The sequence below is a fragment of the Aeromonas sp. FDAARGOS 1407 genome, from assembly GCF_019048725.1.
GTDB lineage: Bacteria > Pseudomonadota > Gammaproteobacteria > Enterobacterales > Aeromonadaceae > Aeromonas > Aeromonas enteropelogenes.
In genome coordinates this window covers 4,414,139-4,426,440 of record NZ_CP077399.1, presented here as the reverse complement: position 1 = coordinate 4,426,440, position 12,302 = coordinate 4,414,139, and the positions used below count along the sequence as shown (strand labels likewise).

Here is a 12,302-nt window from a genome sequence, read left to right as displayed (position 1 = left end):
GCTTAGCCCAATCCCCGCATTCTATTTAAGGAACATGGGGTCACCCATCTTCCACATATCGAGCTAACACCATGAGACAAGCCCTGGATAAGACTCTCAGAACCCAGCTGGAAAGCACCGTCCTTGCCGCCCGTGAAGTGGTTGAAACCGCCTGCCGTGAAGAGATCGAACGTTTGGGCGTAGGCGATGCCAATGTGCCCGCCTTTCTTAACGACGCTCAGCGCAAGCTGCGTAACCGCCTGCGGGCCCATGCTCGCCAGCTGGGCGATCTGCTCCACGATAATGGCAAGCAAGAGACAGCTCACCTGCTGGCAGAGATGGCCTACGAGCAGTGGCACCGCATGCTGTTTGCCCGTTTTCTCGAGCAAAACAACCTGTTGATGTATGACGCTTATACTCCGGTCACCCTGGATGAGTGCGCGGAGCTGTTAGAAGAAGAGACCGATTGCGCCAGCGCCTGGGAGTTGGCGGGGCGCTTGGCAGCCAAAATGTTGCCCCAGGTGTTTCGGGTTGATTCTCCTGTGCTGGCGGTGCGCCTGCCCATCAACCATCAGCGCTCCCTCGAAGGCTTGATCATGGCCCTATCACCGGCGGTGTTCGAGGCACAAGACAGTCTGGGCTGGTGTTATCAGTTCTGGCAAAGCAAGCGTAAAGAGGAGGTCAACAAGTCCGGTGTGCCCATCGGGGCTGATGAGCTGAGCCCGGTCACCCAGCTCTTTACCGAACCCTATATGGTCTCGTTCCTCTTGGATAACGCCCTGGGTGCCTGGTGGGCCAAACGTCGCTTAACCCAAGATCATTTGCGTTATGCCAGCGATGAGCAGGAATTGCGTGAGCGCGCCGCGATCCCTGGTGTGCCCCTCTCTTACCTGCGCTTTGTTAAAGTGACGAATACCCAAGGGGAGCGCTGGCAACCGGCTGGTGGCTGGTACGACGCCTGGCCTGAAGATATCTGCGAGCTAAAAACCCTCGACCCTTGCTGCGGCTCCGGTCACTTCCTGGTGGCGCTGTTTCTGATGCTGGTGCCGATGCGCATGTACCTGGAAGGATGTGATGCCAATACCGCCATTGAGCGGGTGATCACGCAAAACCTGCATGGTTTGGAGCTCGATGGCCGCTGTATCGAGATTGCCGCCTTTGCCCTGGCGCTCGAAGCCTGGCGCTTCCCCAATGCCGGTGGTTATCGGCCACTGCCTGCCTTGCAGCTTGCTTGCTCCGGGCAAGATGTGCTGGCCGCAAGTGATGAGTGGCAACAGCTTGCCAAACAAAACCCAGAGCTCGAGCCCGCCCTCGCTTGGCTAAAACGCCAGTTTAAGGATGCCCCTGTGCTCGGCAGCCTGATCGATATCAAGCGTGCCCACTACGAGGGCAAGGCTCAAGGTGCCCCGGCCCCCTGGCAGCAACTGCTCGATGCCCAAGCCCAAAGTGATGATGAAAGTAAAGATGCCAGCGTAGCGGCTCAAGGCTTGGCCCAGGCAGCTAAGTTGCTGGCGGGGAGCTACCACCTGGTGGCGACCAATGTACCCTACTTGGGGCGAGGCAAGCAGTGCGCCGAGTTGCAAGATTTTTGTGACGAGTACTACCCGGAAGCGAAAGCCGATCTGGCCACCGTATTTTTAGAGCGCTGTCTCGATTTTAATGCCCAAGGTGGTAGCTCGACCATTGTCTTGCCGCAGAACTGGCTATTCCTGACCAGCTATAAGAAATTCCGCGAAAAACTATTAACCGAGCAAACATGGAATCTAATTGCCCGTCTTGGGCCAAGAGCCTTTGAAACAATCTCCGGTGAGGTGGTACAGGCTATTTTAATTACTTTAAGCAAAGGTGTGGCGCCTAAAGAGGCGTTGCTGCGCGGGGTGGATGTGTCTGTCTCGAAAACCGCCGCCGACAAAGCCGAGCAACTGCGGATTGAGTCGCTGAAGAGCGTAGAGCAAGCCAAGCAGTTGGAGAATCCTGATGCGGTAATTTATCTAGAGTCTGACGGAATTGGTAGTGAGACATTAGAATCCCACGTTGAACGAACTGAGGGGCTAAGTACTGGGGATTTATTGAGACTTAAGGTCTTCCATTGGGAAATCGACTCCACAAATAAAGACTGGGTGTTATTCCAAAGTACAGTGAAAGAGAGTCTTCATTTTGGAGGGATGTCAGGAGCATTGTATTGGTGTGATGGGAATGGCCCAATGAACTCTTTGACAGGAGCCAGAATTACAGGTCAAAAGGCCTGGGGAAATAAAGGTGTCTTAGTAAGCCAGATGCGTATGTTGCCTGTAACTATTTATGTAGGGGGCAAGTTCGATGATAACTCCGCAGTGGTATGGCCTAAAGATAGCACTGAAACACTCGAAAGCATTTGGTCATATATGTCCTCAGCTCAGTTTGGTCCGGATGTCAGAAAGATAGACCAATCTCTGAAGGCCACCAGTAACTCTTTGGTAAAAGTAGAGTTCGATTATTCTAGTTGGTTAAAGAATGCAAAGTTGTCTTACCCGCATGGCCTCCCCAAACCTTACACCAATGACCCCACTCAATGGATCTTCCATGGTCACCCCTGCGCCTCAGTCGTGTGGGACGAAGAGAGCAAATGGACCAAAGAGGGGCCGGTGCGCTTTGATGAGTCCGTACTGCAGGTGGCGGTAGCTCGCCTGCTGGGGTATCAGTGGCCCGCCGAGCTGGACGAAGAGATGGAGCTGGCCGATGAGCAGCGCCAGCTGGTCGAAGAGGTTGCCAGGCTCAACATGTTTGCCGATGAAGATGGTATCGTCTGCCTCCCAGCTGTGCGCGGTGAAGCCCCGGGCCATACCCGATTGGAAAAATTGTTGGTGGCAGCCTATGAGGATGACTGGAAAAACGGTGCCCTGGATAAGCTGCTGACCGCCGTGGGCAGCAAGAGCCTGGAGCTGTGGCTGCGCGACAAGTTCTTCGAGCAGCACTGCAAACTGTTCCAACATAGACCCTTTATCTGGCATATCTGGGACGGCCTAAAAGATGGCTTCTCCGCCCTGGTCAACTACCACAAGCTCGATCGCTCCGGCTTAGAGCGCCTGATCTACACCTACCTGGGTGACTGGATCCGTATTCAGGAGCAGGGGGTAAAAGAAGCGCGCGATGGCGCCGAAGAGCGCCTGACCGCCGCCAAAAACCTGCAACAGCGCCTCGAGGCCATCTTGGCCGGTGAAAAGGGGCTCGATATCTTTGTACGCTGGAAACCCCTGGCCGAACAACCCATCGGTTGGGAACCGGACCTTAACGATGGTGTGCGCCTCAATATCCGCCCCTTCCTCAAAGCGGCCGATGTCGGCAAAAAAGGCGCCGGTATCCTGCGCTTTAAGCCGAATATCAATTGGAACAAGGATCGCGGTAACGACGTCGCCTCAGCCCCTTGGTACACTCTGGGCCTGCAATATGGCGAAAAAGAGGGGGCGCGCATTAACGATCACCACTTGTCGCTAGCAGACAAACGCGCCGCCAGAGCAAACCAACCCGAATGATGGAAGCCCTATGATCGATACGCTCAAGACGGTCAATGTTGGCCCTGCCCCTACCTTGTCGCTGGCCTTTGGCCAGCGGCTTAATCTGCTCACCGGCGATAATGGCTTGGGTAAGAGCTTTTTGCTGGATATCGCCTGGTGGGCGCTGACTCGCCGCTGGCCAGCTGAGATCAACCCTAAGCTCACCACAGGGCGTAAAGCCCTGCCCAGTGAGGTTGGGGAGGCGAGCATCAGCTTTTCATTTACCGCCAAGAGTAAACGTGAAGAGTACCAGAGTACCTTCGCCCGCCGTGAACAGAGCTGGACCGGCCGCCCCGGGCGGCCTGCCAACCCTGGCCTGGTGCTCTATGCCATGGCTGACGGGAGTTTCGCGCTGTGGGATCCGCACCGTAACTACTGGCGCACCCAGGGAGAGCTCGATATTCAAGAGCGTCTGCCCGCCTATGTCTTAAGCCCCAGTGAAGTATGGGATGGCCTGGCCAGCGGCGATGGCAGTTGGTTGTGTAATGGCCTTATTCGCGATCTGGCCAGCTGGCAAAAAGAGAAAGGGGCGGCATTTAAACACCTGAAAGCGGTGCTTAAGGCGCTCTCCCCTTCTCCTGAAGAGATCCTGACCCTGGGGGAGCTGACCCGGATCAGCCTGGATGATGCGCGGGATATCCCGACCATCCGGATGCCGTACCAAAAAGATGTGCCCGTGGTACACGCCTCATCAGGGATGCGGCGTATTTTAGCCCTAGCATATCTGTTGGTGTGGGCCTGGCAAGAGCACCAGCAGGCGGCCAAGCAATTGGGTGAACCGGTGACCCCCCAGATCACCTTCTTGATCGACGAGATTGAATCTCACCTGCACCCCAGCTGGCAGCGCAGCATAGTGCCCACCTTGCTAAGCGTCATGGGGTTGCTTGATAAACAGGCCAAGGTGCAGTTGATCACCGCGACCCATTCCCCCTTGGTGATGGCCTCGGTCGAGCCGCTGTTTGATGCCCGCCAAGATGCCTGGTTTGACCTGGATTTGGCCCAAGGCGAGGTGACGCTCACCCGGCGAGCTTTTGAGAAGCAGGGGGATGTCACCAGTTGGCTAACCAGTGACGCCTTTGACTTACCCAGTGGGCGACCCAAAGAGTACGAACAGTTGATCAAGCAGGCTTCGGCGCTCTTGGGGCAAGCGGCTCCAGATCCCCAGGCGCTCGCTACCATGTATCAGAAATTGCTGCTCGCGTTAAAGCCGACCGATGAGTTTCTGTTTCGCTGGCGTGCCATCTGCGATAAGAAGGGCTGGCCGTTATGATCCCGGTGCAATTGCAACCTGAGCCTGCCGATTTTGATGCCAGAGTGCGCCAGCCGGGGCGCGATTGGTTAGCCACTCATGGCATAGCGCTCAATGCCCCACCGCCGGATGCATCCAAGTTGCCCAACTATTGGACACACTCTAACAAGCAGTTGTGGGATACCTACAATGGTGTTTGCGCCTATCTGGCAATCTATTTTGAGTGGGTGATTGGCGCGGCCTCAACTGACCACTTTGTGGCCAAATCACAGAATGCCGGTGATGCCTATGAGTGGGATAACTACCGTCTAAGCGCCCTTGGGCCGAACCGCAATAAGAATAAGTTTGATGATGTGCTAGACCCCATCGGGTTGGCCCCTGAGACCTTTATCATCAACTTTGCCAATGGCGAGATTGCGGTCAACCATTCGCGCTATCCTGCCGGAACCGTTCATGCAGCGGATGCTGCGGCAACTATTACCCGTCTCAAGCTCGATAGCCCGGAGCATAATCAGATGCGCGCCCGGCATTATGACAACTACTTGAAAAATGACTGTTCGCTCGCTTTTTTACAACGCCACTCTCCCTTTGTTCATGGCGAGCTGATCCGCCAAGGGTTGGCTTAAGCCTTAAGACGCGAAACAGAATCGAGAATTACATGCAAGTTATCGACTATCTGGTTACTCAATTGCGCGACAGCGCGCGTTATAACTCTCAGGTGCAGGTACCGCCCGCAGTGGTGCTCTGGACCGATGAAACCCGGCAGTGGCAAGCAGCCATGCCGATTATTAAGCGCTATCTACCCGAGCTACTCGAGCTGGGGGAGTATCGACCCACCGAGCGCACCGGTCCCGCAATTTGGCTAAAGTGCATGATTGCAGGTACTGCACCAGAGCAATCCCTGTCTGCTGATGCCATCCCGATCCTCTATCTGCCCGGCGTCAGTCGCAAAGATCTGCGTGCCATCGACCAATGTTCGCTTGCCCTGCAACCCCTTGCCGAGTTGCAGTATCGCGGCTGCTGGTGGGCCTATAACACTGCAGGTCGGGATTGGAGCGTGGGCTCTTTTTTAAGTAATCCCAAAGTGGGGTTGCAGCTTGATGTCGCCAAAGATGGTAAAACTCAGCAAGCGTTGCTAGAGGTGTTGCCTGATCTGCTTGAAGCCCAGGCCGTTAGTTTGCAGGGCAAACGGTTAGAAACTAGCGATCTCTATGCGTTGGCGGGGGGCGACCCAATCCGCAATATGCTGGCTTGGCTCAATGAGCCTGAGGCCATCCAAAAGGAGTGGCAGCAGAGCAACCGCTGGCAGCACTTCTGTGGTCAGAGCCAAGATGCGTTTGGTGTTGACCCTGCCAATGCTGAGATCTCGTCGTTGTTGCCGCTGCTGTGCGATGCACAGGGACCCTGGCAAGCGGTGTGGGAGCGTTTTAGCGACACCGCCGCACACCACTCTTCATTGATTAAGGCACTGCATCAGGTGCAGCCCAGCGAATTGCTCTCTGAGCCAGCCCGCTACCCCTTTTGCAATGAGCATGAAGAGCAACGGCTGGCGCAGACGCTCACCACCTTGGTTAACGAGGAGGTAGCAACCATTCGTACCCACCTGGCGTCGCTTAACGTTGAGCATGCAGCCCGGCGTGAGTGGTTGTGGGCTGGGCTCGGGCTCTCACCCTGGGCGATGTTGCTTGATCCGTTAAGCCAGCTGAGTGAACTGACACGACAGCCACTGGGTGGGCCGGATATCGAGACCATGGCCAGCTATTACCAGGAGAAGGTATGGCAGACCGATGATCTTGCCCTGCAAGTGATGGCCTTGGCGAGCGATAGCGCTATGGAGCAGGTAGCCGCCGCGCTGCTTGGCAAACTCTATACCCCTTGGTTGGAAGCTGTGACCCTGCACTTCCAGCACTTGGTGAAGAGCCAGGGTTATCCGGGTGGCCAGGGGGTGCAAGAGCCGGTCGGAGCATACCAGGGGGCCAGTACCGTACTCTTTTTTGTCGATGGGTTGCGTCTTGATATGGGCCATCGTCTTATGCATCTTTTGGCGCAGGCTAACCTACATGCCAGCTTGAAAACCCGCTGGAGCGCACTCCCTAGTCTGACGGCGACAGCGAAAGCGGCAGTGACCCCCCTTAGCCCTTTATTAACCGGTGATCTGGAAAGCGATAAATTTGTCCCGCAATTTGCCGACAGTGGGGCTGATTTCTCGAGCCATCATTTCAAGAAAGGGTTAGCCCAAGCGGGTTGGCAATATCTGGAAGGGCACGACTGTGGTGAGCCAGAACAAGGTAAGGCTTGGGTGCAGTGTGGTGACCTGGATAATCTTGGGCACGAGCGTCAGCAGAGCCTGCCGAGATTTATCGATCATGCCTTAAAGGGGGTGGTTGAGCGGATTGTGAGTCTATTGGATGCCGGTTGGACCAGAGTACATGTGGTGACCGACCATGGCTGGTTATGGAGCCCAGAGAAGCTACCTAAAGCAGAGCTGACCAAACACATGGCAGAACTGCGCACGCCACGCTGCGCCATTTTGAAAGGTAATGGCCAGAGTGACTACCTGCAATGCCCCTGGCATTGGAACCCCGCAGTACGAGTAGTGATGGCCCCCGGGATCAGTTTGTTCCAGGCAGGGGATTACTACAATCACGGTGGTGTAAGTCTGCAAGAATGTTTAACGCCAGAGCTGATGGTTTCTAAGTAACAGAGATAAAGGTGGGAGTTGTGAGTACAACTCCCTTTATTGAGATGGCGAAGAAAATAAGAAAAGATAAAAAAGTCGTTAGATTAGCCAATCTTGTCCGACATCGAGCACCGACTAGGTCGCGAAGTGTCTGGGATATTGTTGCTGCCGCGCGTCGGGTGCAACAGCCTGTGCATGCGGAGCAGGATGAATGCTCTTTGGTCATTTCCCCTGCAGAGGGGTGGCCGTACTCAAGAATGGAATCATCAGCGAGCATGGAAGATTATATTCGAATTTATTATCATCGGGATTATCTATTCAAAAAATTGAATGCCACACCAATTGTATGGGGGACTCATGATAGAAAGCCTAAAACTAAAACAACGCGACGTGAAACATTAACGCTCCTTAGAGCGAACAATGCCGAAAAATTTGCCTGGCCCACAACCACTGTTTTCACATCCAATCATTCATTGACGGAAATCAACTGGCCTAAGATTGGTATTTTACAAGCAGTTGGATATCGAGTTGGTGATAAGGGACTATTTAAAAATCAACGGCAAAATATTTTAAGTGAAGTCTATAATAGTGAATTACCATTAGTCGAAAGCCAACTTTATATGAATGAATGGGGCCCCCCTAAATCATCACAACGATTGTATAAGGTTGCATATACTATCGCATCCTTGGTTAGAAATGCGAAAAGAAAAACCAAGGCTGATATGCGACGTGCAGTGAGTGATTGGGAGGATGATCTCTCTTGGTTACGGAGTAAGTATTATGTTGATATGATGTGGGACTGGCCATCTACATAACGAACATGGCCAGACGATACAGTCAACTTTTGAAAATTGAATGTTCTTGGATTCTGCTTGTCGAGATATTTACTTCACCATTTACAGCAGACTGCATCTCTCCACGTGTAAACAAAACGATGATGGTATCATCATAGTCAATCTCTAGGGCCGCAGATAATTCAATAAGGTCATCTTCATCCATAGTGCGTTTATAGGCACTCTGTTGCCGTGATAAGTTGTACACGCTGAAAATGGTCGCCATCAATCGCTTGCTATCTGTGCTCTCACCACCACCAGGATTGACGACCTGGTTAAATATTAATGGCTTACCCTGATCAAGGGTTTTAATAAATGATAAAGTTCGTGCTTTGGCACAACTATCGGTAAAGTCATTGTAGGTGGCGCCATTGACCCACTGTGCCTTGATCCAGTTCTGATGTTCCCCTCGCAAAGCCCGACCACTTTTTATAAACGGTCCACCGTCTTTAAGATACTCATCTCGAATCAGTCTGATAGCTTCTAATTCATCGTTATCGAGTTTGTAGCCGCTAAAGTCTGGCTCAATCTCATGCAGTTTCGCGGGGACTATGCGATAACGCTCAGTTAAATAGATAAACTGGTCTGGCTGGATAGTGGTTTTTACGGAGTGCCCGACACTACTGCTAATGGTGAGGCCACGGTCAAAACCTGCGACATCATAACGTTGGCAGATATGTTCAAACTGAGCATGTAAGGCTGAAAAGTCACAGTGTTCAGATTGAGACTCAAGATGATCAAGTAATTCACTATATGCACCAACCGCATCAAGGTTAGTATAATGGATTGCCTTGGTGTTGTTATGGTAGCCACATGCTCGACCAATATTTGCCTGGACGATTGCCGCTATATTTGAGATGGTGCTATCCCAGCTGTTAATTAACTCCTCTTTCATTTTTGAGCCGAAGTTTATGCCTGCTCGAAAGCCGGCAACTGTAATAGCAATGAGTTTATCATCAAAGAGGCTGGCGCCATCATAAGCGTATTTGAAGTCTTGAATCGAGCTAATTTCATGTTCTTCGACACCAGCTAGCTTTTGGCCAATAATAAAAATCTGGTCTTCTGCAATCCCTTGCTCAAGCAGAATGGCCTTCACTGAAGCAGCTGCGCCACTTTGTACCCTAACGAGGCTCCAACCTGGGCCTTGATGTTCAAGAAATTGTCTGATGAATCGTCTTCGCAATAGCGAGTCTTGGCAAAAATCTCGCTGTGTCGGATCGAGCTTCACGATCTGATGATGCTTGTGCATGCTCCGAATACCGTGGTAGTCGGAGCTTGTTTTGTGAAATACCAGTTGAGTGTGGTACTGATGTTTTAGAATTGAGTCAGCGCCAGCGGCATAGAGAGCGCTAAAAGGAGTTGCAGAGATAAATGCAATCTTACAAGCACTATTTTCACTATCAAGGTAATTGAATACATCACTGTAGCGGACGCCATCTTGATGAGTGCCGTAATGGCACTCATCAATGATGATCAATCGTGGCAGTTGATGCTTAAACTCGGATGCCAGAGTAAGCCGGAAATTTGTGAAATTACTCACGACCATGTTAGGGCATGCAGCGAAATCAGATTTGGCCTGCTCTAACAGCGCAAGGTCAGCCATCGTGACCAAGTACAAGGTATCTTTTAACTTGCGACGATCACATAAATCACTGTCAGATAATGAATTCCGCTGCAGACAACTAAGTGCTAAGGCAATACCAGACTTTCCTGATTGCATCTCTGCCGCGATAACGACAGCTCTTGAACCATTATCGAAATGACGAAAAGCACGCTGCGCCGCATTTATCTGATGTGAGAAGGTATTACCAGATAGTACTGATTCAACTTTTTCTCTATGCCGTGTTACCTGATTGTTCATGTGATTTTTTAACTCACTGAAACGTTGCGCTGTTGCTCAGAAAATTGTGATTCATCATGGATGATTGTTTCATTTTCTGGCAGTTCATTGGCGGCAGCTTTCATACGGCTTGCCTCGGCATTATATTCCCCACGCTTATAGAGTACGAACATTGTGTCATCGTGTTCTATACCAAAATGATCACACATTTCGTGAACATCATCTTCAGTCATGACCCATTTGCTGACATTATTGCGTCGGGACATGTTATAAATACTGAAAATGGTTGCTGTAACGAGCTTTTGCTCTGTGTATTCACCAGAGCCAGGCATGACAATAGTATTGAATTCTATAGGCTCTTGCTGAGCAACTTTTTGCGTAAAATTTAGGGTCCGTTCTTTCATCGTACCCTCTTTACGTGCTTTTTCCTTGTTATCATAGGAGTCGCCATTGACCCAATGAGCTTTTATCCAATTTTTCTTGGCGCCACGCATGGCACGAGAAGACTTTACCGAAGGACCAGAATCTCTGAGTAGCTCTTCACGTAGCAATGCTATGGCCTGCAGGATTAATTTATCCTCGGTATGCTGTGTGAAGTCGTAATCAGGATCAAGCAGCTTGGCTGGCACGGCAACGTAGCTATCGGTCATGTATGTTTCAACATCACCTATGGGTCGACGCCGCTTGTTTTTGACGGTTAATCCGACATCCAAACCATTGACATTAAACTCTTGGCATACATCTTCAAAAAATTCTTTGAGACCATCAAAATCAGAGGCGGCGTGTTCACTGGTATTTTTATCAAGGTAATCCAGGATTGCCCCATAGGCTTGTGCCGCATTAAGACTTGTGAAGTGATGTGCTTCTCGATTGTCATGGTACCCACAGGCTCTGCCAATGTTAGCTTGTACCACTGCTGCGACACTGGTTACTGTACTATCCCAGGTGGCAATTAGCCGCTGTTTCATATCTTGACCAAAATTAATCCCTGCGCGACAGCCTGCTACAGTAATAGCAATGAGCTTTTCGTCAAAGTCGATGCATTCATCGAACTCTTTTTTAAATCGCTCAATGGTAGTTAATTGATCTTCTGGGACACCACTGAGATCTTTGCCAAGAATATGAACATTCTGATCTGCAAATCCTGCTTGAATAAAACCATTTTTTGCCTCCATGGCGGCACCTGGCGGCACCCTGACCAATACCCATCCAGCACCTTCATGTTGTTCAAGTAAGTTCAGTAGTTTTTCTTTAGCAGGCGAGTCATCAAGAATATTCCTCGAGTCAGAATCCAATCCTGTGACTTTATTGTAACGCAGCATTTCCCGAACACCGTAGTACTCGTTACTGGTGCGATGGAATACCAATTTGGTATTAAAATCACGCCGTAAAATTGAGTTGCGAGCTGCCTCTTCGGCTGCTTCTGCAGCTTCGATAGCCTCTTTTTCTCTGTGATTATGTTTTGCTATTTCTTCTTCGTGCTTGGCAACATCATATTCAGTCTCTGCCGCATAGAGAGCCCCAAATGGCGTCGCAGAGATAAACACTACTTTGCAATCTTTATTCTCTTTTTCGAGGTAATCAAAAACCTTGCAGTACCGAATAGCTGCTGCATTTGAGCCATAGTGGCACTCGTCGATCAGGATCAGTTTGGGCGGATTGCCTTTAAAACTTCGCTCTAAATCTTGGTCGAATCGAATGAAGTTACTCACAACAACGTTTTTGGCATCTGTCAGATCTTTTTCTGCCTGCTCTAACAATGCAACGTCAGGCATGGTTACCAAATATAGAGTGTCTTTGAGCTTAGTTCGGTCGCAGATCTCTTCATCAGTCAGTGAGAGACGCTGCAAACAACAAAGAGCGAGTGCCACACCAGACTTACCAGCTTGCATCTCAGCAGCAGTGATAACCGCTCGGACATTACCACTCAGTGCATCGAATGTTTTTTGTGCTGCGATACGTTGATGATCGTGTAATTTTTTTCCTGTGAGGATGGCATTAACTTTTTGTCGCAAAGAGTCGGCTTTGGCTGTCATGAATAGGGGATCTGCGTGGTCAATAGATAGGTCTGTTAGTTTCACACAGCTGTCTGCGGGTTCCAACTGTGAGCGAGTAAAACTCTTGTGTTCAATCAAAAAAACAAGTTTGAAGGATGCCACGGCAAGTATCCTTGCCGTGGTCTGATGGT

7 protein-coding genes are annotated in these 12,302 nt (G+C 50.9%); 5 read left to right on the top strand and 2 right to left on the bottom strand.

The window, feature by feature from the left end:
* Nucleotides 1-71 precede the first annotated feature (71 nt).
* The 5 genes from I6L37_RS20725 to I6L37_RS20705 are packed head-to-tail and all read left to right on the top strand — an operon-like array spanning nucleotide 72 to nucleotide 8,256.
* Nucleotides 72-3,491, top strand: a complete 3,420-nt coding sequence (locus I6L37_RS20725) for an N-6 DNA methylase (protein WP_216992841.1) — start codon at nucleotides 72-74, stop codon at nucleotides 3,489-3,491.
* Nucleotides 3,492-3,501: 10 nt separating this feature from the next.
* Nucleotides 3,502-4,782 (top strand): AAA family ATPase, encoded by a 1,281-nt coding sequence (locus I6L37_RS20720; protein WP_182951581.1) that lies wholly within the window; start codon nucleotides 3,502-3,504, stop codon nucleotides 4,780-4,782.
* Nucleotides 4,779-5,387 (top strand): hypothetical protein, encoded by a 609-nt coding sequence (locus tag I6L37_RS20715; protein ID WP_182951582.1) that lies wholly within the window; start codon nucleotides 4,779-4,781, stop codon nucleotides 5,385-5,387. Before I6L37_RS20720 ends, I6L37_RS20715 begins: the two co-directional genes overlap by 4 nt.
* A 32-nt stretch (nucleotides 5,388-5,419) precedes the next feature.
* The gene (gene pglZ, locus I6L37_RS20710) at nucleotides 5,420-7,462 is read left to right on the top strand and encodes a BREX-1 system phosphatase PglZ type B (RefSeq protein WP_182951583.1); all 2,043 of its coding nucleotides are present in this window, start codon (nucleotides 5,420-5,422) and stop codon (nucleotides 7,460-7,462) included.
* A 20-nt stretch (nucleotides 7,463-7,482) separates the two neighbouring features.
* Nucleotides 7,483-8,256, top strand: a complete 774-nt coding sequence (locus tag I6L37_RS20705; protein ID WP_216992840.1) for a hypothetical protein — start codon at nucleotides 7,483-7,485, stop codon at nucleotides 8,254-8,256.
* A 22-nt stretch (nucleotides 8,257-8,278) separates the two neighbouring features.
* On the opposite strand, the gene I6L37_RS20700 is transcribed toward I6L37_RS20705, so the two are convergent.
* On the bottom strand, nucleotides 8,279-10,135 hold the full coding sequence (locus I6L37_RS20700) for a DEAD/DEAH box helicase family protein (RefSeq protein ID WP_182951585.1): 1,857 nt from the start codon (nucleotides 10,133-10,135) through the stop codon (nucleotides 8,279-8,281).
* A gap of 8 nt (nucleotides 10,136-10,143) precedes the next feature.
* Entirely contained in the window at nucleotides 10,144-12,273 is a 2,130-nt protein-coding gene (locus I6L37_RS20695; RefSeq protein ID WP_232092747.1) for a DEAD/DEAH box helicase family protein, read from the bottom strand.
* Nucleotides 12,274-12,302 lie beyond the last annotated feature (29 nt).